This is a genomic window from Streptomyces sp. NPDC057307, assembly GCF_042667665.1.
Classification (GTDB): Bacteria; Actinomycetota; Actinomycetes; order Streptomycetales; family Streptomycetaceae; genus Streptomyces.
Genome location: NZ_JBHUZM010000039.1, coordinates 18,240 through 38,147, shown reverse-complemented (window position 1 = coordinate 38,147; position 19,908 = coordinate 18,240). Strand labels below are relative to the sequence as shown.

Sequence of the window (19,908 nt, the reverse complement as noted above, 5' to 3'; positions counted from 1 at the left end):
GGCCGGCACATGTGCCGACCGGCTTCTATTCGATTGCGGGCACGGACAGGCCCCGGCATTGTTCGACACACCCGCCAGCCCCGCGTCCGTCCGCCGAGGAGGCACCGCCGTGGCCATGAAACCCACTCGCCGTCTCGCTCTCCTCGGCGGAGGCTTCTCCACGGACGACGACGGGCTGCTGGACGACTGGGTGCTCGGCCACGCGCGCGGTCCCCGGCCCAAGGTGTGCTTCGCTCCCACGGCCACGGGCGACACCCCCGCGTACATCGAGCAGTTCCTCACCGCCTTCCGGTCACGCGACTGCGAACCGTCCGTCCTGCGGCTGTTCCGGCGCGAACTCGACGCCGACGCCCTGCGGACCTTTCTGCTCGCCCAGGACGTCGTGTACGTCGGTGGCGGCAGTACCGCGAACCTGCTCGCGGTCTGGCGTACACACGGCGTGGACCGGCTGTTGCGCGAGGCGTACGACGGCGGAACGCTCCTGTGCGGGATCAGCGCCGGCGCGAACTGCTGGGCCGAGGGCTCGCACACCGACTCCTTCGGCCCTCTGACGTCCCTGCCCGACGGGTTGGGGCTGCTGCCGGGATCGGTGTGTCCGCACTACGACAGCGAACCGGGCCGCCGTCCCTCGTACCGGAAGGCCGTGGCGACCGGCACGCTGCCCGCCGGATGGGCGGTGGACGACGGTGTGGGGGCCCTTTTCACGGACGGGCTCCTGACGGAGACCGTGACCCGCGCCCCGGACGCCGGCCTGTACCGAGTGGAGCCGGACGGCGAGGATGACGTCACCGAGCGAGCGGTGGTGTGCCGTCCGCTGGGCGGACCGCTTCGTGGTGTGCCGGCCCGTCGGCAGGTCGGCCCAGCCGTTCAGTAGCCGATCGTGAAGCGGCGCTGGACGAAGCGGGGCAGCTCCACCTCGTCGACCAGGGCGACGGCGGCGTCCTCCGCGGAGATACGACTGACTCCGTCGGCATCCGTGACCAACTGGTCGCCGCCGACCCGGAATCGGCCGGTGCGTTCACCGGGGGCGATGTCCTCGGCGGGACTGAAGTAGGTCCAGAGGCGGTTCGACGTCCGCAGGACGTTCAGGGCGTCCCGGGCTCCGCGTACCGCTGCCGCGTACTCGCGCGGCAGCCCGAGCTTGTCGAGGGTCTCGTGCAGAAGGCCCTCGGAGTCGGCGAGCACCACTCCCGGTTCTCTCTCCAGACTGCCGGCGCCGCCGATGACGATCAGCCGGGTTCTGGGGTGGCTCTCCAGAGCCTTGAGCAGCGCTCGGGCGGCGGTGGTGTGGACCGCGGGGTCGGCTATGGAACGCCGCAGGGTGTCCGCCATGTCCTTGGCCGCGTTGCCGGGTTGGAACCCGCTGATCAGTACGTCCAGGCCCGGCAGGACGGCGGCGATGCTCGCGGGGTCGAGGATGTCCACGCTCGCCCAGGTGACGTTCGCGCGGTGTTCGTCGATCCGCGAGGCGTCACGGCTGAGTGCCGTGACGCGGTGGCCCCGGCCGAGTGCCTCCGTGACGACCCGGCTGCCGATGGTGCCGGTGGCACCGATCACTCCGATGTGCATGGCTCTCCCCTTGTTCGCGGTCTCCGTGCCGGCCACTGCCACGCACATTGACGCCGTGCGTCAACTATACGGCGTGCAGTTCTGATACGGCCACCAATATCCTGAGGGAGGTGGTGCTGGAATTGGGAATGTCAGGGGCGCTGCGCCTGACCACTCTGCTGTTTCAGAAGCACGCCGCGGCCGGGGAGTTCAACCGGGTCAGCCGGCGGGCCAGTCGCCGCGTCTCGCCAGATCCAGCACCAGAGCGGCGATGTTCCACGCGTCGTCGTCGCCTCGGTGGTGGCGGCCTTCGAGAGGGAGGCCGGCCGCCCGCAGTGCCTGGGCCATCCCGGGGCGTCGCCGCAGGGCGTAGGAGACGGTGAAGGCGGCCTTCGCGTTGGTGTGGCGGCGGCCGAAGGGGTACGTCGTATCCGTCCGCCGGCACTGGCGGGTGAACTGGTTACGGTCGTAATCGCCCCAACTGGCCCAGGGCAGCAGGCCCGTCCGGTGCCGGGCGGCCAGCGTGCGGCACGCGTCGGCGAACGACAGGCCCGCGTCCACCTCGGCCTGCGTCAGCCCGGTCAGCTCCGTGCAGAACGGGCTGACCTTCGAGCGTGCCGGGCGGACCAGCAGCCGGTGCTTGGCGAGGCGTTCCCCCGCACGCAGGTCAACGACCGTGAGCCCGATCTCGATGATCTCGTTCACCTGGCCGGGCGGCGGTGGTCCCTCCCAGCATGTCGCTTCGACGTCGACCACGTTGAGCAGGTACTCGGCATCGTCCATGAGAAGTGAGCGTAGGAACAGCCGCGTTGGAGGTCATCCGGATTTCCCGGCCGGGAGGCACGGCACGGGCCAGGACGGGTCCCACCGCCAGGCCGCCCACCGGTCGGCCTCCGCGAACGGCCCCGCGCGCTGTTCGAGCATGGCGAGCACCTGGGCGCGGGCCGACTCCACCGCCCGGTGCTCGGTGTCGGTGACGATGCCGAGGCGCCGGACGTGGGCGTACTCGTCCTCGTCCTTCCACCGCAGCGTGCTCAGGTCGGGGGCGACGACGAGATCGACGGTCAGGTCGAAGGTGTCGAACCCGTCCGCCGCACGGCGGGTGGGGTGCTCGAAGTTGACGTACCAGTTCCGGAGCCGGTGCGCGCCGACATGGTCGGGGGCGAAGAAGGCGTTGACGCTGAACCACGCCCGCGGCGGCTTCCACAGCAGCACTTCGGTGTCCTGCCATACGCCGGGAGCCAGATCCCACTCCCCCGTCGCCATCGCGTCGAAGGCGGACGTACGCACCGAACGGTCGTCGTCGTCGCGGGCCTTGGCGTACAGCGACGCCCAGCGCGCCTCGGCTCCGGGCACGCACGCCGTCACCAACGCCTCGTCGGTGTCGGCGATGACGCGCATCGCCTGCGCGCTCCACACCCGGTCCCGGTACATGTCCCGCCGTGTCACCGTCTCACCGACGTCGAACGTCCTCATCCGCTCACCATACGAGCCGGGGCACGCGTCATCACGCGAGCCACCACGCGCGCGTGCCGACGGCCGGCATTCGATCCCCGTGAATGCCGGCCGCGAGTGGGGCGGGATACGCCTGTAGGTGTCAGCCCGTGTGCTGGGCGCGGCGGCGGCGTACCGCGACGAGGCCGCCCGCGCCCACGACCACCGCCGCGGCCGCCGCGACCGCGATCGGCAGCGTCGCCGAGGAGGACCCGGTGGCGGCCAGGTTGCCGCCGGTCGTCGAGCCCGTACCGCCGGTCGAGGAGGAGCCCCCGGCAGAGCCACCCGAGTCCGAGCCACTTGAGCCCGAACTGCCCGAGCCGCCCGAGCCGTTGGTCGAGCTGCCGGTCGAGCCCGATGAACCGGTCGACGAACCGGTCGACGAACCGCCGCCCGTCACATCCAGCGTGATGTCGGCCTTGTCGTTGGCCTTGTCGGGGTCGAACGGGCGTGCCTCGGTGCTCAGCGCCACCGAGCCCTTGGCGCCGGCCACCTGCTTGTCGATCTTCAGCTTGATCGTGTAGGTCTCTCCCCCGCCCTCGTTGACCCACCTCTGACTCGTACCGCAGGCCAGCGCCTTGCCCTTGGCCTCGCAGAACCCGTGAGACTTGGCGACCGACGTCCCGGCGGGGGGCGTGATGAGGACCTCGACGAGCGGGTCCCCCTCCTTGGTCAGCACCCAGGCGGGCCCGACGTTGGCGAACTCAGCCGTCAGTGTCACCGTGTCGCCGACGGCGCCCTTCAGGGCGTCCCCTGTGACCTGGTAGTCGGCCGTGTTGACGGAGGTGACCGGCACGTCGACGGCGTCCTTGGTGGCCGCGCCCCCGGCCGCGTGCTCGACCAGCTTCACCGCCGGTGCGGTCCCGGCCACCGGGGTGGTGGCGGCCTCGTCCAGTCCCGGCTCGGTGTCCCCGACGGTCACACGCAGGTCGTCGTTGAGCGCGCGGGGCAGCGCCTTTACCGCGAGAGGCTTCTCGGGCGCGTATACGGCGCCGGGCTCCACGGCCTGGTCGAACTTGCACACCACGTTCGACTTCTCGGTCATCTCGTCGTACGAGGGGACCTGATGGGCCTGGCAGTTGGACGGGATCTCCGCGTAGCCGAGGCCCCGCGTGACGGAGTAGTAGACCCACACCGCGTCGACGGCCTGGGTGCCCTTGTTCACCACGGTGACCGACGGGTCGAAGCTGCTGCCCGGCTTCACGCCCTCGATCGGGGCGATGTCTCCCAGGACCAGCCCGGGTGCGGTCTCGTCGGCGAACGCGGTGGGGGCGGCTGCGCACAGCGCGACCAGGCCGGCGGCGCTCAGCGCGGCGACGGCGGTACGGGAGGTGCGACGGTCGCCACGGTTGCGTGGGGGGATCGGCATTGAATAGACCTCTGTAGGACGCGGGTGAACGGACGATGTCCTCCGGGAGAACAGCCCCTCTACCGCTAAGACACCTGTCGATACCGAACGGTTGCACGCGTGCGGGCGCCTCGCCGACTCTTGGCCGCCGCTGGTGACGTCTGCGACGCTGGAGCGATGCGTGAATGTTGGCTGTGCGGCGACCCGGTGGACGCCGGGCAGGTGTACCGCGTCGAGTTGGCGGGAGGCGACGGCCCTCGTACGGTCGACATCCCCGGCTGCGCGGACTGCCGGTGCAGATACGAGGCCCATCGCGCCGGGGGAACGTCCGCGACGGACGTCGGCTTCTTCGTCGCGCTGATAGGGACCCCCACGGCAGGTGTGTTCGCCGTTGGTCTGCGCTCGTTCGTTCTTGGTGCCGTGGCTCTGCTGCTCCTCGGGATGTTCGTGTTCTCCCTGGTGGCGCTGGTCAGGCGGGACCGCGAAAGGACCCCGCCCCTGACGCACGAGCACGGGGGGTGGCAGCACCGTATCGGCATGCGGCCGGAGGTCGCGGCCCTGCTCGGAGAGGGCTGGTGGCTGAAGAGATACCGGCCCTCCCACACGAACGGGCCCGGCGGTCTCTGACGCGGTGCCCGGCCCCCGCCCGACCCGGCGCCGACCGTTCAGCCCCGCCCCTCCGGCAGGTCCAGCGCGATGTCGACCAGCATGTCCTCCTGCCCGCCGACCAGACCCCGTCTCCCGGCCTCCACCAGCAAGTCGCGCACACCAACGCCGTGTTGGCGGGCCGCCGTCTCGGCGTGGCGCAGGAAGCTGGAGTAGACCCCGGCGTATCCGAGGGTCAGCGTCTCGCGGTCGACCCGGATCGGCCGGTCCTGGAGTGGGCGGACGAGATCCTCGGCGGCGTCCTGGAGGGCGAACAGGTCGCAGCCGTGTTCCCAGCCCTCCAACGTGGCGACCGCGACGAAGGGTTCGAGGGGGCAGTTGCCGGCGCCCGCGCCGTGGCCCGCGAGCGAGGCGTCGACCCGGGTCGCGCCCTCCTCGGCCGCGGCCAGCGAGTTGGCCACCGACAGCGACAGGTTCTCGTGCGCGTGGATGCCGATCCCGGTGTCGGGGTCGAGCGTGTCGCGATAGGCCCGGACCCGTTCGCGGACCCCGTTCACCGTGAGGCGCCCGCCTGAGTCGGTGACGTACACGCAGTGCGCGCCGTACGACTCCATCAGCCGTGCCTGGTTGGCCAGTTCGGCCGGGGCGGCCAGGTGACTCATCATCAGGAAGCCCGCCACGTCCATGCCCAACTCGCGCGCCGTCGCGATGTGTTGAGCCGACACGTCGGCCTCGGTGCAGTGTGTGGCGACCCGCACCGACCGAACGCCCAGCGCGAACGCCTGTCGCAGCTCCTTGACCGTGCCGATGCCGGGCAGCAGGAGTGTGGTGAGCCGGGCGCGGGTGATCGCCCCGGCCGCCGCCTCGATCCACTCCCAGTCCGTGTGACTCCCCGGGCCGTAGGTGAGACTGCCGCCGGCCAGTCCGTCGCCGTGCGCGACCTCGATGCCGTCGACCCCGGCGGCGTCCAGCGCTCCGGCGATCCGGGCGACCTGCTCCGGGGTGATCCGGTGGCGCATCGCGTGCATACCGTCCCGGAGTGTGACGTCCTGGACGAACAGCCGACGGTCAGGTCGACCGATCGACGGACCGATGGATGGACAGGTCAGTGGATGGGTCGATGGACGGGTCGGCGGATGGATCTGTGGATGGGGCTGTGGATGGGTCTCTGCACGGGGCGGTCGACGGGTCATCAGATGGCCTCCCGCGCCGGGTGGTTGGCGATGCGCTCGGCGACCGCCAGGGCGGCCGAGGTCATGATGTCGAGATTCCCGGCGTACGCGGGCAGATAGTGGCCCGCACCCTCCACCTGGAGAAACACACTGACCCGGTGCGTGACGCGGGCGTCTCCGGCCAGGGTGCGTACGTCGTCGTCGAGCGGGGTGATCTGTACGCGCTGCTTGAGCCGGTAGCCGGGTACGTACGCCGCCACGTCCGCGACCATCCGCTCGACGGAGGCGACCACCCGCTCGTGTGTGGCGGGATCCGGATCGCCGATCAGACAGGACACCGTGTCGCGCATGATCATCGGTGGCTCGGCCGGATTGAGGATGATCACCGCCTTGCCGCGGCCGGCCCCGCCGACGGTCCGGATCGCGGTCGCCGTGGTCTCGGTGAACTCGTCGATGTTGGCGCGGGTGCCCGGACCGGCCGACTTCGACGCGATGGCCGCGACGATCTCGGCGTACGGGACGGGAGTCACCCGTGAGACGGCGGCGACGACCGGGATGGTCGCCTGACCCCCGCAGGTCACCATGTTGAGATCGGGCGCGTCCAGATGCTCACCGAGATTCACCGCGGGGACGACGAACGGGCCGAGTGCGGCCGGTGTGAGGTCGATCAGCCGTTTGCCGTACGGCGCGAGCGCCCGTGCGTTGGCCTGGTGCGCGCCGGCCGACGTGGCGTCGAAGACGATCTCGATCTCGTCGGCCCCGGGGAGCGCGAGCAGACCCTCGACACCGTCCGCCGTCGTGGGCACACCGAACCGGGCTGCGCGCGCCAGGCCGTCCGACGCCGGGTCGATACCGACCATCGCGGCCATCGTCAGACGCTCCGACAGCCGCATCACCTTGATCATGAGGTCGGTACCGATGTTGCCGGAGCCGATCACCGCGACCTTGGTCACGAACTCGCTCACGAACTGCCTCCCGTGAAGCTCGTACGGACGGTGCCGAGACCGGTGATCTCCGCCTCGAAGACATCGCCCGGCGTCACCGGCACCATCGGGCCGAGTGCGCCGGAGAGCACGATGTCGCCCGCGCGCAGCGGCCGGCCGTGGGCCCGTGCGGTGCGGGCCAGCCAGGCCACTGCCAGGGCGGGACCGCCGAGGCATTCGGCGCCCGTACCGGTGGATACCACGTCGTCGCCGCGCCGCAGCACCATCGCGCATGCGGCCAGATCCAGCCCGTCGAGGGGCCGTGGCTCGGAGCCGAGGACGAAGAGTCCGGAGGAGGCGTTGTCGGCCACGGTGTCGACGAGGGAGATGTCCCAGTCGGCGATCCGGCTGTCCACGATCTCCAGGGCGGCGACCACATGGCCGGTCGCCGCGGCGACCTCGGCCGGGCCGAGGTCTTCGGTGTCGAGATCGGTGGCGAGCACGAAGGCGACCTCCGCCTCGATCTTCGGCCGGATCAGCCGGCCGATGTCGACGTGGGCGCCGTCCGCGCAGGCCATCTCGTCCAGCAGGAACCCGAAGTCGGGCTGGTCCACGCCGAGTTGGGCTTGGACCTTGGGGCTGGTGAGGCCGATCTTGCGGCCGGTGACCCGGGCTCCCGCCGCCTCCCGTCCGGCCACCCATCGCGCCTGCACGGCGTAGGCCGCGTGAATGTCGTCCGGCGGCAGGAGGTCGCGTACCGGTGGACAGGGGCGGTGTGATTCGCGAGCCGCAGTCAGTCGGCGGGATGCCTCCGCGACGGCGCGACCGAGGGGGGACGGGGTCATCTCAGAGGGTGTCGCGGAGGGTGCCCCGGGTGTCGTCTCGGCGGGCATGTCAGACGATCTCGAAGGTCGTGCCGATGGCCATGCCGGTGATCCACTCGGGCACCGGCTCGTACGAACTCCACACCAGGGGCTCGCCGACGGCGGCGTGTCCCACCAGCCAGCAGCGGATCTCGTGGCCACCGCTGCCCGCCTCCGCCTCCAGGCCCTCGTGCCCGAGCGCGGTGACGGAGTCGAGGTCGGTGGCGGCGAGTTGTCCGAGGAACCAGCTGTCCCAGTCGGCGTTCACCCGCGCGGTGGGGTCGCCGCCCATCGCGCGCACCCGGGGTTCCCGGGCCGCGGCGAAGGCGCGGGTGTCCCGGCGGCCGTGGATCAGCGACTCGCGCTTCTCAGCGGCGACCGACACGTCGCGGGGGTCGTTGGAGGGCAGCCAGTGCGACAGCCCGCCGCTGGCGACGACGAGCACCCGCCCGTCGAAGTCGGAGCCCCGGATCGCCGCGCCCAGCGCCTTGCCCAGTGCCACACAGCGCTCCATGCCGGGCAGCGGCGGCGCCGCGGTGTTGACGATCAGCGGGACGAGCGGGATTCCGTCCTTGTGCGACACCATCTTGTAGCTCTGCACGATGCCGTGGTCGACGGTGAGTGCGTACGACAGGGAGATGTCGAAGTCGGCGGCGGCCAGGCCCTCGTGGATCGACCAGGCCAGTTCCGAGGCCACCGGCAGCGGACCCGACGCGCTGCCGAAGTCGCCGAAGCCCTCGGCCGCCTCGACGCCGAGGACGAACGGCGGCATCACGTCGTAGAAGTTGGCGTGGAAGTGGTCGGGGCCGATGACGACGATCGCGTCCGGCGCCAGCTCCGCCACCGCGGCCTCGACCCTGGCGGCGTCGCCGAGGAAGGCCCCGCCCGGCGCTTCGGCGGAGTCGGGCGGCAGCATGGTGACGAAGGGAGAGTGGGACATCCCCACGAAGCCGATGATCTCGCTCATGCCGGATCCTTGTCGAGAAGCAGGAAGTCGCGGTGCGCGCGCAGGTATTCGTCGACCTTCTCCCACTGGGGCCAGTGGCCTGCGTCCTCGATGACGTGCAGTCGGGCGTCGGGCAGCCACTGGAGGAGCGTCGCGGCCTCGTCGAGTCCGCCGGTCGGGTCGTGGTCGGTCCACAGCAGCAGCGTGCGCGCGCCGATCCTGCCGACCCACCCCGGGTCCCAGGCGAAGTCCTCGCGTACGACGGGGTCCTGGAGCACCAGCGTGTTGGTGATCGCCCGCACGAATCCGGGCCTGCTGTAGACCGCCCGCCGCAGGTTCACCAGCTCGTCGGTCACCAACTCCTTGTGGTGGAACAGGAACTCCACCCTGCGGCGTACGGTCGCGTCGCTGGGATCCCGTACGGCGGCCAGCGTGCTCTCCCGCATGAGGGTCATGACTTCGGGCTTGTTGGCTATGTTGCCGGGGGTGTTGAGCACCAGCCGGTCCACCCGCTCGGGGTGGTGCGCGGCCGTCCACGCCACCACCCAGCCGCCGAGCGACTCGCCCGACAGGTGCGCGCTGCGGATGCCCAACGCGTCCATGAGGCCGAGCAGATGATCCGAGAGCACGTCGATGGTGTACGGCGTGTCCGGCAGGTCCGACCAGCCGTGGCCGACCATGTCGTAGAGCGTGACGCGGAAGTCGGCGGCCAGCCCGGCGATGTCGCGGGCGTACGCCTCAAGATGCCCGCCGGTGCCGTGCAGGAGGATCAGATCGGGCCCGGAGCCCGCCCGCAGCACGCGGGTGCGGACTCCACCGACCTCGACATGCAGCAACTCGTGGTCCACATCGGCCAGTTCGGCCCAGATGCTGATGTGGTCGGGGAGACCGGCGCGGTCAGGGGCATCCGCGCGGTCGATGGCCCCGGTGTGATCGGGGGCACCCGCGTGGTCGGGGACCCCTACTCGGTCGGGCGGGCCGCTCATGAATTCTCCTCCTTGAATCTGGCACGGGCCTCGGCCATCGTGACCAGGCCCGCGCTCTGTCGGCGTGCGACACCGAGCAGACCGAGCAGCCGGGAGTTCTCGATCGTCAGGAACTCGACCGGATGCTCGGTGGAGTCGTTGTAGTGGCGGTGCCACGTCCACGGCGGGGTGTAGACGAAGTCGCCGCTCGACCACGGCTCGGTGTCGTCCTCGACCTCGCTGTGGCCCTCGCCCGAGATGACGTAGTGCACCGTCTCGTGATGGTGGCGCTGCATGTCGGAGCTCTCGCCGGCCGGGATCGTCTGCCGGAAGATCTCGAACGTCGTGGTCGGCAGCCGACCGGCGATGGAGAGCGCGGTCGGGTTGTGCACCTGGTCGGCGGGCAGCCGCTCAAGTTCCGCCGCCCGCACCACGACCGGGCGCGCCGTGCTGGGGCGGACGGTGTCGGAGATACCTCCGAGAAAGTCCGCCAGGGTGAAGTCGGGTCCCGACTCGGCCATCAGATCGTCTCCGTTCGTCCGCCGTCGACGGTCAGTACCGTCCCGTTGACGTAGCTTGCTTCCGCCGAGGCCAGGAAGGCCACGGCGGCTCCGATCTCGGCCGGTTCCCCGGCGCGGCCGGCCGGGACGCTCGCGGCGTCCTGGGCGTCGAGGTCGGCGTAGGTGCGCCCGGTGACCGTGGCGCGGGCGGTCAGGATCTGCTCGCGTCGCCCGGTGGCGGTCGGGCCCGGTGCGACACAGTTGACCGTCACGCCCTCGGCCGCGAACTCCCTCGCCAGCAGCTTGGCCGCCGCCGTCACCGCCGAGCGGAGCACGACGGATATCGCGAGATCCGGCTGCGGCTGCCGGACCGCCGTGGAGGTCAGGAACACCACGCGGCCGAAGCCGCGGGCCGCCATCCGGGGCAGCGCCAGCCGGGCCAGTGCGAGGGGGCCGAGCAGCAGAAGGCCGAACGCGGACTGCCACTGCTTGTCGTCGATCTCCAGGATCCGGCCGGGCGGCGGACCGCCGGCGTTGAGGACGAGGATGTCGAGGGAGCCGTGCCGGCTGGTGACCTCGGCCGCCACCGCGTCCGTGGAGAAGGGGTCGGCCAGATCGCCGGCCAGCCAGTGCACGTCTCCTCCGGTGCTCTCCCGCAGACCGGCCGCCGCCGTCTCCAGGGCGTCGGCACGTCTGCCTGTGATGACCACCCGGTGGCCGGCCAGCGCCAGTTGTTCGGCGGTGGCGTATCCGATACCGGTGGCTCCTCCACCTACGAGTGCGGTCCGAACAGCGATGGCGGTCTCCCTGAGGTCGGTGTGGGGGGGGTGGACCTGTCCTTCGGACGGTGCCGGGCTCGTGGGAGCTGGCCCGATCCGGAAGACAGCCCTAGCCTGACCCGCATGACACCGAGGCACCAACCATGAGTCCCACTGAACGGGACACCGGTACGAAAGAGGGGCGCGGTACGGCCGCCGGCGCGGGCGCGGAGACCACCGGCGCGGAGAGTACGGGCGCGGCCGGCATGGGCGCGCTCGACCGCGCGGCGGCGATCCTCGGCGCCTTCACACCGACCCACCGCGAACTGACCCTCGCCGCGCTGGTCCAGCGCAGCGGTCTGCCCCGCTCGACCACGCACCGCACCGCCGACACCATGATCAGGCTGGGCTGGCTGGACAAACCACGCGACCGTTACCGGATCGGCAACCGCCTCTTCGAGATCTCCGGTCTTGCCCCGGTCCGGCACGAACTGCGTGAGGCCGTACTGCCGTATCTCCAGGACCTCTATCAAGCCACCCGTACGACGGTGCAGCTCGGCGTACTCGACAGCCCGCGGGTACTGGTCGTCGAAAAAATCAGCGGGCACCGGCCGATGCCGATGCTCTCGCAGGTCGGCGGCACCATCCCGGCCCACTGCTCGGGTCTCGGACGCGCCATCCTCGCGTGGTCCGACGCCGCGACCGTCGACGCGGTGATCGAGGCCGGGCTCACTCCGCGTACACCCTGGACCATCACGAGCCCGGTGGCGCTGCGGCGTGAGCTGGCCGCCATTCCCGACCGGGGCTGGGCGGTGGACCAGGAGGAGGGCAACACCGGAGTGAACTGTGTGGCCGCGCCGGTCTTCGGGCCGCTCGGCGACGCCGTCGCCGCCCTCTCCGTCACGGGCCCGACGGAACTGGTCCGCGCCGATCGCGTCGGACCCGCCGTACGGATGGCCGCCGCCGCCGCTTCGCGGGCCTACTCCACGCGACGGCGGTGAGCACGGGGGCCGACGAGGGTTCCCGGGAGACCGTAAGCGGAAGGTGTCCCGGTGAGCGGGACGCGCGCTTGGAAGATCTCCCGCGTCCCGTCACGCTGTGAGCCAGGACACACCGGTCGACTGACGGTGTGACAACTCCGAAGGAGGCCCACGAATGACCCTCGGCGGTGGCTATCTGCTTCCCTCGCGCGACGGCACGAAGATCGCCGCGATCGGGCTGGGCATCACGATGAAGACGGACGGCAAGTCGACGCACGACGCGTACTCGCTGTTCGAGTACGCGATCCCTCCGGAGACCGACGGACCACCGCTGCACACGCACACACGCGAGGACGAGTCCTTCATCTGTCTCGCCGGCCGGCTGGACGTCACGCTCGGCGACCAGGACTACGTCCTTGAGTTCGGCGACTACATGTATCTGCCGCGCGATGTGCCGCACGCCTTCCGCAATCCGTACGCGGAGGAGTCACGGGTGATCTCCGTCGTGTCGCCGGCGGGCCTCGAAGGCTATTACCAGGCCCTGGCCGCCATGCCGCCGGGACCGAAGGACATCTCCAGGATCAAGGCGATCATGGACGACTTCGGAATCGTGCTGCACCTGCCGCCCGGGGGGCACTGAGCCATGAGGATCGGGATCATAGGCGCGGGTGTCGCCGGACTGACCACGGCCAAGGTGCTCAAGCAGGCGGGCCACGAGGTCGTGGTCTTCGACCGGACCCCGGACGTCGGGGGTGTGTGGAGCGAGACGCGGCGCTACCCCGGTCTGTCGACGCAGAGCCCGAAGACGCAGTACGCCCTGTCGGACTTCCCCATGCCGAAGGACCTGCCGGAGTGGCCGAGCGGGGCCCAGGTGCAGGGCTATCTCGCCGCCTACGCCCGGCACTTCGAGCTGGAGGCGCACCTGCGGCTGCGGACCGAGGTGACCCGCGTGCGGGCGGCCGGGGACGGGGACGGGAGCGGCTGGACCGTCGACGTACGGGACGCCGACGCACCGGATACCGACGTGGCGGACGACGCCGGCGCACCGCATGCCGACCTGGCGGATGCCGATGTACGGGACGGAGCGGGCGCGCCGGTCAGGGAGAGGTTCGACCGGATCGTCGTCGCCAACGGCGTGTTCTGTGAGCCCGCCGTTCCCGCGTATCCCGGCCTGGACGAATTCACCGCCGCCGGCGGCCGGTTGTGCGCCGGCAACGCGTTCCACGACGCGGAGGAGGCCCGCGACAAGCACGTGCTCGTGGTGGGGTACGGCAAGTCGGCGTGCGACGTGGCCGTACCGATCAGCGGGACCGCCACCAGCACCGACGTCATCGCCCGGCAGTTGCTCTGGAAGGTGCCGCGCAGGATCGGCGGTTTCCTCAACTTCAAGATGCTGCTGCTGACGCGCATGGGGGAGGCCCTGTTCCGCTATCGGCGGCTGCGGGGAGTCGAACGGTTCCTGCACGGGCCCGGCAACGGTCTGCGCCGGCGGATGCTCAACTCGATCGGCTCGGTCTCCGTGCGGCAGTACGGACTGGAGAAGCACGGCCTGGTCCCGAAGGGGCGGATGGAGCAGATCATCCAGGGGGCGATCGGACTCGGCACCGAGGGCTTCTTCGAGGCGGTCGACGCGGGTGCGATCACGGTGCGCCGCGACCGTACGATCACCCGGCTGTTCGCCGAGGCGGGCCGCCCCTTCGCGGAACTCGGCGACGGTACGACGCTGCCCGCCGACCTGGTGGTCTGCGCCACCGGCTTCACCCAGGGCGTCCCGTTCCTCGCCGACGAGGTGCGGGACCAACTCCTCGACGAGCACGGCAACTTCATGCTCTACCGGCAGATCCTGCCGCTCGGCGTACCGGGGTTGTACTTCAACGGCTACAACTCGTCGCTCTTCAGTCCGCTGAACGCCGAGATGGCCGCGCTCTGGATCGCCGCCGACCTCGGGGGCGTGCTGCCACTGCCCGAACCGGCCGCGCGACGGCAGGCGGTGGTCGACCAGATCGCCTTCATGGACGAGGCCACGAACCGGCACCACTGCCGGGGAACGAAGATCATCCCGTTCTCGATGCACAACGCCGACGAGGTGCTGACCGATCTCGGCCTCAACATCAACCCCCTGGTCCGCGCGGTCCATTGGCTGAATCCCATCAACCCGGCGGCCTACCGGCGGGTGACCCCCGCGCTGATGGCGCGTCTGGGGACGCCCCGCGCGCCGGAGGTCCGGTCGTCGGTGGACGGGCCCGCGCGGCCGGCCGTGGAGCCCGCGCCGGCGGACCGGGCGGCCGAGGCGGCTTCGTAAGGGGTCAACGGGCTCATCGGCTCTCCCCGGAGCCGGGCCCGCCCTCGCGGGTGATCAGGTGTTCAAGCCGGTCGAAGCGGGCGTGCAGCGCCCGTAGTTCCTGGTCGGCGTCCGCCCTCCCCCGCGCCTCGGCGTGTTCGACCGCCTCAGCCACCTGGCGGGCTCGGCGCGCGGCGCTGCCGACGAACCAGGTGGCCAGGGAGGCGGTGACGATGCTGAACACGGCGATCCCGACGAGCATCACGACGGCCGCGATGACGCGTCCGGCAGGGGTGACCGGATACAGATCCCCGTACCCGACGGTCGTCGCGGTTTCGATGGACCACCACAGTGCGAGCGGGAACGAGGTGATGGTCGCCCGGGGCGCCGACGCCTCGCACGGGACGATGATCCAGGAGCCGATCAGCATGACCAGAACGACGCCCACGGCCGCCCACAGGGACGCCTTCACATGCAGCCGCCGCCATCGCTCGTTGCCCAGCAACTTGCGGAGGAGATAGACAGGCGAGATCGGTGGCATGGACCGAAACTAACCGTCGGCGCGGCGGCCGAGCTGCAGGACACGACGGGCCACGGCACGACACGGCGAGCCCACTGCTGCCGAGGTGTGTCAGTCGAGCGTGGCGTAGACGATGAGGTTGTTCACCGGGTGCCCCTGGGCGTCGAAGTCGCCGTCGCAGGTGATCAACCGCAGGGCGTGGTCCTTCGTGTCGCCGTAGACCTTGTCGGTGGGAAATGCGTCCTTGCTGACGCTCTCGGTGCCGGTGACGGTGAAACGCGCCGACTCCCCCCGGCTGTTGCGGACGGTGATGTCCGCGCCCTTGGTGAGCTTCTTGAGGTCGTGGAAGACCGCCTTGCCGAACCGGGTGTCGTTGTGGCCGATGACGACGGCCGCGCCGGCCTCGCCGGGTGTGGCGCCACCGGTGTACCAGCCCGCGGTCATGCCCTTCTCGGGCGGCGGGACCTCGACGGTTCCGTCCGCGTTGAGGCCCAGCTGCATCAGGGAACTCCGCACGCCGATCGAGGGGATGGCGACCTCGACGGGAGTGTCGGGCTGCCCAACCGCCTTGGGGGATCGGGGCGATGGGGTACCGGCGGTGGTGGCGGGACCGGTGGCGGAGGCCGGGACGGCCGTCTCAGGTGTGGAGGAGCAGCCGGTCAGCACGATGAGTACCGCGGGTACGACGAGAACGAGGCGGGCAGGGGACACAGCGGGCTCCAGAACAGGGCAGGGGGCGGGGCCCGTTGTCGGATCGGGCCGGACAAGCGGGCCCGAGTGCCGTGCGGCACAGGGCGGTTGTCGGCGACGGGGCGGGTCCCGCGAGGAGCGGGCGACAGGCTGGGTTCCACCTGTGCGATGGCGCCGCCCGGCGAAGGGCGGCGCCACTGTTACGCCGGGTCAGATACCGCGCCGCGCGGCGGAGCGGCGACGTACCACGAAGGTGCCGGCGCCCGCGAGGAGCAGCGCTCCGGCGGCCGAGCCGACGAGGGTGGTCGTCGCGGAGTCTTCGGCCGGGGCCTCGCCCGCGGCGACGCCGCCGCGCGGGGCCTGCTTGGCAGCCGCGGCCTTCTTCGCGGCTTTCTCCTTCGTCATCTTTTCCTGGCCCGAGGCCTCCTTGGCGGCCGCGGCCTTCTTCGCGGCTGCGTCCTTGTCGGACCGCTCCTTCGCGGCGTCCTCCTTCTTCTTCTCGGCTACGGACTTCTCCTCATCGGCCACCGACGCGGACGGCGTCGGCTTCCCGTCGGAGGCGACGGCCGCGGAGACGGGGACGAGCATCGCCCCGGCCACGACGGCCGGCAGGACGACGAGACGCAGGCGGTGACGGTGAGACATGTACGGCTCCAGTTCCAGCCCGACTTCGGTCGTACCTGGATGCCGAATCGCACCAGGTTCCGGGCAGGGCTCCAGGCTGGCGACCACTTGTGAAGAAGCTGTCAGGGCGTCATGTTGATCGCATCAGGGCCTGATCGCGTCAGGCCGGGCGGCGCCTGCCACCGAGGCTGTGTTGTCCGCCGCTTCGCCGGGCGCGGCCGGCAGCCGCAGGGTGAAGACCGATCCCTGTCCCTCGGTGCTCACGACACTCGCCGTTCCGCCCTGCGCCTCGGCGAGTTTGAGCACGATGGCCAGGCCGAGGCCGCTGCCGCCGGTACTCCGGTTGCGGGATTTCTCCGCCCGCCAGAAGCGGTCGAACACATGCGGGATGTCGTCCGCCGGGATGCCGGCGCCGGTGTCGGACACCTCCAGGGCCACCTCGCTCCCGGCTTCGTCCCCGACCGCGTCCTCGGAGCCGGTCATGTACGAACGCAGGGTCACCCGGCCGCCGGACGGTGTGTGCCGTACCGCGTTGGAGACAAGATTGCTGACCGCCTGACGGAGCCGGACGGGATCGGCGTACAGCGACGGCCCCGGCCGGCCGGGCGTCGCCGCGGCGACCGTCAGGGTGACACCGGCGGTCTCGGCCGGGCCCTGGTACGCCGCGGCGACCTGGCCGAGCAGTTCGTCGGCGTACACCGGCTCCGGGTGCAGGCGCAGCGCGCCCGCGTCGGCCGCTCCCAGGTCCTGCAGGTCGTCGATGATGTGCTGGAGCTGGACCGCTTCCTCCAGGAGCGAGGAGACGAACGCCGGGTCCGGATCGGCCAGACCGTCCTGCGCCGCCTCCAGCCAGCCACGGATGTTGCTCAGCGGGGTGCGCAGCTCGTGGGCGACATCGCTGACCATCACCTTGCGCTGCTCCTCCAGCCGGGCGCGGTGCACGGCCATGTCGTTGAAGGCCGCGGCCAGCCGTCCGATCTCGTTGTCCGGGCCGACCGGCACCGGTGCGGAGTCCAGGCCGTCCCGCATCCGCTGGGCGGCTCCGGTGAGGGCTAGCAGGGGCCGTACGAGCCGGGCGCCGGCGAACACCGAGACACCCACGGTGAGAGCCAGGACGAGTGCCGTGACCCCGACGATGCGTGCGGTGTTCGCCGGTGAGAGATCGAAGCCGGGCACGCTGACGGCGCCGGTGCCGTCGATGAACAGCAGTGCGGGCGCGGCGACATAGTCCGTGAGCTGCTCGCGGCGGGCGCTGCCGACGCAGGAGGCGATGGCCCGGTCGTACCCGCGATCGGCGGCCGTGACCGGCTTCCCTTCGGTCCCCTTCTGTTTGGTCTGCCGCTTCTCGGCCTGCTGCCGGTCGGCCGCCATTTTCGCGGCGAGGGCCTTGGTGGCGGACGGGTCGAGCTGTACGGACCTCCGGTCCCAGGACAGGTCGAGATTGAGTGTCGTGCCCTTGTGCCCCTGCCGTTTCAGGCAGGCGTCGGCCAGTTCGTCGAGTTCCTGGAGGGCCTCCTCCTCGGTCGGGGTGGGGTCCGACTCGCCTGCCAGGCACTTCAGTTCCGGGCTGGGCTCGGTCTCGTCGCGTACGAAGTCGACCCGAGGCCGGCCGCTCGGGCTGTCGACCATGTCCGCGGCGATGCCCACCGAGCTCAGGCACGCGACCCGCTCGGCCGTGATCCGCCGCAGCTCGGTGCGTTCCTTCGCGGGGAGCAGGAAGGGGCCCACGGCCCGGGGATCGACACGGTCAGCGCCGGCGGCGGTCATGTCCTCGGGTACCAGGACCGTGTCGACGGAGAGCGGATCGACCACTGCCGATGCCTGGGCCGGCAGCGGCGTGTCGGACGGAGCGCCGGCGGAGGTTCCATCGGCGGAGTCGAAGAGGGGCCGTCGGTCCTCGGTGGTCAGCACGATCCGGCGTTGGGACTTCCGGGCCAGCTCGCGCACGGTGTCCTCGGCGTTCTCCCAACTGGGGTGGGTGGCCGCGTAACCCAGCAGCGAGTCGTAGATCTTCGCGTCGGAGCTGAGGTCCCGCCCCTGCTCCTGACGGATCGCTCCTGAGGTGGTCTGCACCGCGAGCCAGGCCGTGGCGGCGACCGCGCAGGAGGCCACCGACACCGACACGATCAGCAGCCGGCCGAGCAGACTCCTGCGGAGTGGCAGGCGCGGCCTCCGCCGCTGCTTCTGCTCCTTCGGCCTCTCCTTCTGCTCCTGCTCCTGTGGCGTCTTTTGCTGCTTCCGCCACTGTTCAGGACGGCGCATGGCGCACCTTCTTCGCGGGGTCCGTCAGTTTGTAGCCGACGCCGAACACGGTCAGCAGCCGGACCGGGCGCCGTGGGGCGTGCTCGATCTTCTTGCGCAGATGCATGATGTGGACGTCGACGGTGCGGTTGCTGATGTACTTGTCGAAGCCGTGCAGTTCTTCGAGAAGCCGCTCACGGGTGAAGACCCGGTCGGGCTCCGTGGCCATCGCGGCGAGTATGCGGAACTCGCCGGGGGTGCAGATGACCTGTGTCCCCCCGACCGATACCTCGTGCCGAGCGGGATCGACTCTGAGCGTGCCCACCGACAGCGCCTCGTCCTCGACGGTGGCGGGCGTGGAGCGTACGGCGCTCGCGGAGCCTGAAGCGGGGGCGCCGGGACGCCTGTTGCGGCGCAGCAGGGTGCGTACGCGGGCCATCAGCTCCCGAGGGCTGAACGGCTTCGTCATGTAGTCGTCCGCGCCCAGGTCCAGTCCGAGCAGCAGATCGTCCTCGGTACTGCGCGCCGTCAGCATCAGTACCAGCACCTCACGGGACTCGGCGCGCAGGATCCGCACCACGTCGAGGCCGTCGGCCCGGGGCATCATCACATCGAGTACGAGCAGATCCGGTTCCCCGCGCCGTACCTCCTCAAGAGCCGCCCGGCCGTCGGCGACCACCGTGACGGCGTGCCCCTCGTGTTCCAGGTAGCGGCGTACCAATTCGGCCTGTTTGACGTCGTCTTCGGCAACCACGATGTTTGCGCACACGTCGCGATCGTAGCGATCGGTGCCGCGACGGGCCTCTGGCGCGGATCGCAGATCCCGGTCCGAGGTCCGTGGATGTCTCAAACGGGCCAGGCGCGCATCGCGGTGTCGGCCACGCCCTGCAGTTCCGCTCTCGTGGCGCCGTCGCGCGCCTGCTGGGACATGCCCTGGATGATGGCGCCGACGAATCGGGCGAGGGCGGACGGGTCCGTTTCGGGGGGCAGTTCGCCCGTTGCCATGCCCGCGCGGACTCGGGTCTCGAAGCTGGCGATGTTCGCCTCACGCCGCTCCCGCAGGGCTTTCTCGACCTCGGGAGTCACACAGTTGACCGCCGCGCAGATCATCAGGCATCCACGGGGGTGTGACGGGTCGGTGAACTCGGCCGCCGTCTCGGTGAGCAGCCGTGCGAGGCCGGCGCGGGCCGTCGGCTCCTCGTCGAGCGCGCGGGCGCCGAAGGAGCCGTATCGCACCGCGTACGACTCCACGACCTCGGCGAAGAGCGCCTTCTTGTCGCCGAACGCGGCATACAGGCTGGGGGCTCCGATGCCCATGGCGCCGGTCAGGTCGGCGATGGACGTCGTCTCGTAGCCGTGTTCCCAGAAGGTCATCGTCGCCCGCTCCAGCGCCGTGTCGCGGTCGAAGGAGCGGGGCCTGCCGCGCTGTTTGGTGGCCATGCCGCCATC

22 protein-coding genes are annotated in these 19,908 nt (G+C 70.9%); 5 read left to right on the top strand and 17 right to left on the bottom strand.

What is annotated here, in order from left to right; genetic code table 11:
• Positions 1-115 precede the first annotated feature (115 nt).
• Positions 116-874, top strand: a complete 759-nt coding sequence (locus ACFUN8_RS16755) for a Type 1 glutamine amidotransferase-like domain-containing protein (protein WP_383637278.1) — start codon at positions 116-118, stop codon at positions 872-874.
• Here ACFUN8_RS16755 and ACFUN8_RS16750 read toward each other — a convergent pair.
• From ACFUN8_RS16750 to ACFUN8_RS16735, 4 genes are all read right to left on the bottom strand, one after another.
• Positions 868-1,569, bottom strand: coding sequence for an NAD(P)-dependent oxidoreductase (locus ACFUN8_RS16750; RefSeq protein WP_383637275.1), 702 nt, complete (start codon positions 1,567-1,569; stop codon positions 868-870). The two genes, ACFUN8_RS16755 and ACFUN8_RS16750, sit on opposite strands and share 7 nt — an antisense overlap.
• Positions 1,570-1,767: 198 nt before the next feature.
• Complete coding sequence (locus ACFUN8_RS16745) at positions 1,768-2,331, bottom strand: exonuclease domain-containing protein (protein ID WP_383637272.1); 564 nt, start codon at positions 2,329-2,331, stop codon at positions 1,768-1,770.
• 33 nt (positions 2,332-2,364) lie between these two features.
• Complete coding sequence (locus ACFUN8_RS16740; protein WP_383637269.1) at positions 2,365-3,024, bottom strand: DUF402 domain-containing protein; 660 nt, start codon at positions 3,022-3,024, stop codon at positions 2,365-2,367.
• A 121-nt stretch (positions 3,025-3,145) separates the two neighbouring features.
• On the bottom strand, positions 3,146-4,411 hold the full coding sequence (locus tag ACFUN8_RS16735) for an LAETG motif-containing sortase-dependent surface protein (protein WP_383637266.1): 1,266 nt from the start codon (positions 4,409-4,411) through the stop codon (positions 3,146-3,148).
• A 156-nt stretch (positions 4,412-4,567) separates the two neighbouring features.
• Here ACFUN8_RS16735 and ACFUN8_RS16730 point away from each other — a divergent pair, with 156 nt between their 5' ends.
• Entirely contained in the window at positions 4,568-5,017 is a 450-nt protein-coding gene (locus ACFUN8_RS16730) for a hypothetical protein (protein WP_383637263.1), read from the top strand.
• Positions 5,018-5,055: 38 nt separating this feature from the next.
• On the opposite strand, the gene dmpG is transcribed toward ACFUN8_RS16730, so the two are convergent.
• The 7 genes from dmpG to ACFUN8_RS16695 form a co-directional block, all read right to left on the bottom strand.
• Positions 5,056-6,078 (bottom strand): 4-hydroxy-2-oxovalerate aldolase, encoded by a 1,023-nt coding sequence (gene dmpG, locus ACFUN8_RS16725; RefSeq protein WP_383637333.1) that lies wholly within the window; start codon positions 6,076-6,078, stop codon positions 5,056-5,058.
• A gap of 110 nt (positions 6,079-6,188) precedes the next feature.
• A complete protein-coding gene (locus ACFUN8_RS16720; protein ID WP_383637260.1) occupies positions 6,189-7,133 on the bottom strand; it encodes an acetaldehyde dehydrogenase (acetylating) in 945 nt (314 codons plus the stop codon).
• Entirely contained in the window at positions 7,130-7,936 is an 807-nt protein-coding gene (locus ACFUN8_RS16715; RefSeq protein WP_383637257.1) for a 2-keto-4-pentenoate hydratase, read from the bottom strand. The genes ACFUN8_RS16720 and ACFUN8_RS16715 overlap by 4 nt, the downstream gene beginning before the upstream one ends.
• 49 nt (positions 7,937-7,985) lie before the next feature.
• Positions 7,986-8,921 (bottom strand): 2,3-dihydroxyphenylpropionate 1,2-dioxygenase, encoded by a 936-nt coding sequence (locus ACFUN8_RS16710; RefSeq protein WP_383637254.1) that lies wholly within the window; start codon positions 8,919-8,921, stop codon positions 7,986-7,988.
• The gene (locus ACFUN8_RS16705; RefSeq protein ID WP_383637251.1) at positions 8,918-9,886 is read right to left on the bottom strand and encodes an alpha/beta fold hydrolase; all 969 of its coding nucleotides are present in this window, start codon (positions 9,884-9,886) and stop codon (positions 8,918-8,920) included. The genes ACFUN8_RS16710 and ACFUN8_RS16705 overlap by 4 nt, the downstream gene beginning before the upstream one ends.
• Complete coding sequence (locus ACFUN8_RS16700; RefSeq protein WP_383637248.1) at positions 9,883-10,386, bottom strand: cupin domain-containing protein; 504 nt, start codon at positions 10,384-10,386, stop codon at positions 9,883-9,885. Before ACFUN8_RS16700 ends, ACFUN8_RS16705 begins: the two co-directional genes overlap by 4 nt.
• Entirely contained in the window at positions 10,386-11,162 is a 777-nt protein-coding gene (locus ACFUN8_RS16695; protein ID WP_383637330.1) for an SDR family oxidoreductase, read from the bottom strand. The genes ACFUN8_RS16700 and ACFUN8_RS16695 overlap by 1 nt, the downstream gene beginning before the upstream one ends.
• A gap of 125 nt (positions 11,163-11,287) precedes the next feature.
• Between ACFUN8_RS16695 and ACFUN8_RS16690 the strand changes: the two genes are divergently transcribed.
• From ACFUN8_RS16690 to ACFUN8_RS16680, 3 genes are all read left to right on the top strand, one after another.
• Entirely contained in the window at positions 11,288-12,124 is an 837-nt protein-coding gene (locus ACFUN8_RS16690) for an IclR family transcriptional regulator (protein ID WP_383637245.1), read from the top strand.
• Between the two features lie 154 nt (positions 12,125-12,278).
• Positions 12,279-12,743, top strand: a complete 465-nt coding sequence (locus tag ACFUN8_RS16685) for a cupin domain-containing protein (RefSeq protein ID WP_383637242.1) — start codon at positions 12,279-12,281, stop codon at positions 12,741-12,743.
• A 3-nt stretch (positions 12,744-12,746) separates the two neighbouring features.
• Positions 12,747-14,405 carry a flavin-containing monooxygenase gene (locus ACFUN8_RS16680; protein WP_383637239.1) on the top strand — a complete coding sequence of 553 codons (1,659 nt, stop codon included), beginning with the start codon at positions 12,747-12,749 and terminating at the stop codon, positions 14,403-14,405.
• Between the two features lie 13 nt (positions 14,406-14,418).
• On the opposite strand, the gene ACFUN8_RS16675 is transcribed toward ACFUN8_RS16680, so the two are convergent.
• The 6 genes from ACFUN8_RS16675 to ACFUN8_RS16650 all read right to left on the bottom strand — a co-directional run bounded on the left by ACFUN8_RS16675 (position 14,419) and on the right by ACFUN8_RS16650 (position 19,899).
• Positions 14,419-14,925, bottom strand: a complete 507-nt coding sequence (locus ACFUN8_RS16675; RefSeq protein ID WP_383637236.1) for an ion channel — start codon at positions 14,923-14,925, stop codon at positions 14,419-14,421.
• Between the two features lie 90 nt (positions 14,926-15,015).
• On the bottom strand, positions 15,016-15,615 hold the full coding sequence (locus ACFUN8_RS16670; RefSeq protein WP_383637233.1) for a class F sortase: 600 nt from the start codon (positions 15,613-15,615) through the stop codon (positions 15,016-15,018).
• Between the two features lie 189 nt (positions 15,616-15,804).
• Positions 15,805-16,239 (bottom strand): hypothetical protein, encoded by a 435-nt coding sequence (locus ACFUN8_RS16665; RefSeq protein WP_383637230.1) that lies wholly within the window; start codon positions 16,237-16,239, stop codon positions 15,805-15,807.
• A 123-nt stretch (positions 16,240-16,362) separates the two neighbouring features.
• On the bottom strand, positions 16,363-18,480 hold the full coding sequence (locus ACFUN8_RS16660) for a sensor histidine kinase (RefSeq protein WP_383637227.1): 2,118 nt from the start codon (positions 18,478-18,480) through the stop codon (positions 16,363-16,365).
• The gene (locus ACFUN8_RS16655; protein WP_383637224.1) at positions 18,467-19,228 is read right to left on the bottom strand and encodes a response regulator transcription factor; all 762 of its coding nucleotides are present in this window, start codon (positions 19,226-19,228) and stop codon (positions 18,467-18,469) included. The genes ACFUN8_RS16660 and ACFUN8_RS16655 overlap by 14 nt, the downstream gene beginning before the upstream one ends.
• A gap of 77 nt (positions 19,229-19,305) precedes the next feature.
• Complete coding sequence (locus ACFUN8_RS16650) at positions 19,306-19,899, bottom strand: TetR/AcrR family transcriptional regulator (protein ID WP_383637221.1); 594 nt, start codon at positions 19,897-19,899, stop codon at positions 19,306-19,308.
• Positions 19,900-19,908 lie beyond the last annotated feature (9 nt).

Coding starts and splice junctions, on each gene's coding strand:
- ACFUN8_RS16715 (WP_383637257.1), bottom strand. CDS start 7,936: ATGACCCCGTCCCCCCTCGGTCGCGCCGTCGCGGAGGCATCCCGCCGA.
- ACFUN8_RS16665 (WP_383637230.1), bottom strand. CDS start 16,239: ATGTCTCACCGTCACCGCCTGCGTCTCGTCGTCCTGCCGGCCGTCGTG.
- ACFUN8_RS16730 (WP_383637263.1), top strand. CDS start 4,568: ATGCGTGAATGTTGGCTGTGCGGCGACCCGGTGGACGCCGGGCAGGTG.
- ACFUN8_RS16650 (WP_383637221.1), bottom strand. CDS start 19,899: ATGGCCACCAAACAGCGCGGCAGGCCCCGCTCCTTCGACCGCGACACG.
- ACFUN8_RS16745 (WP_383637272.1), bottom strand. CDS start 2,331: ATGGACGATGCCGAGTACCTGCTCAACGTGGTCGACGTCGAAGCGACA.
- ACFUN8_RS16675 (WP_383637236.1), bottom strand. CDS start 14,925: ATGCCACCGATCTCGCCTGTCTATCTCCTCCGCAAGTTGCTGGGCAAC.
- ACFUN8_RS16690 (WP_383637245.1), top strand. CDS start 11,288: ATGAGTCCCACTGAACGGGACACCGGTACGAAAGAGGGGCGCGGTACG.
- ACFUN8_RS16680 (WP_383637239.1), top strand. CDS start 12,747: ATGAGGATCGGGATCATAGGCGCGGGTGTCGCCGGACTGACCACGGCC.
- ACFUN8_RS16755 (WP_383637278.1), top strand. CDS start 116: ATGAAACCCACTCGCCGTCTCGCTCTCCTCGGCGGAGGCTTCTCCACG.
- ACFUN8_RS16660 (WP_383637227.1), bottom strand. CDS start 18,480: ATGCGCCGTCCTGAACAGTGGCGGAAGCAGCAAAAGACGCCACAGGAG.
- ACFUN8_RS16735 (WP_383637266.1), bottom strand. CDS start 4,411: ATGCCGATCCCCCCACGCAACCGTGGCGACCGTCGCACCTCCCGTACC.
- ACFUN8_RS16685 (WP_383637242.1), top strand. CDS start 12,279: ATGACCCTCGGCGGTGGCTATCTGCTTCCCTCGCGCGACGGCACGAAG.
- ACFUN8_RS16705 (WP_383637251.1), bottom strand. CDS start 9,886: ATGAGCGGCCCGCCCGACCGAGTAGGGGTCCCCGACCACGCGGGTGCC.
- ACFUN8_RS16750 (WP_383637275.1), bottom strand. CDS start 1,569: ATGCACATCGGAGTGATCGGTGCCACCGGCACCATCGGCAGCCGGGTC.
- ACFUN8_RS16740 (WP_383637269.1), bottom strand. CDS start 3,024: ATGAGGACGTTCGACGTCGGTGAGACGGTGACACGGCGGGACATGTAC.
- ACFUN8_RS16700 (WP_383637248.1), bottom strand. CDS start 10,386: ATGGCCGAGTCGGGACCCGACTTCACCCTGGCGGACTTTCTCGGAGGT.
- ACFUN8_RS16710 (WP_383637254.1), bottom strand. CDS start 8,921: ATGAGCGAGATCATCGGCTTCGTGGGGATGTCCCACTCTCCCTTCGTC.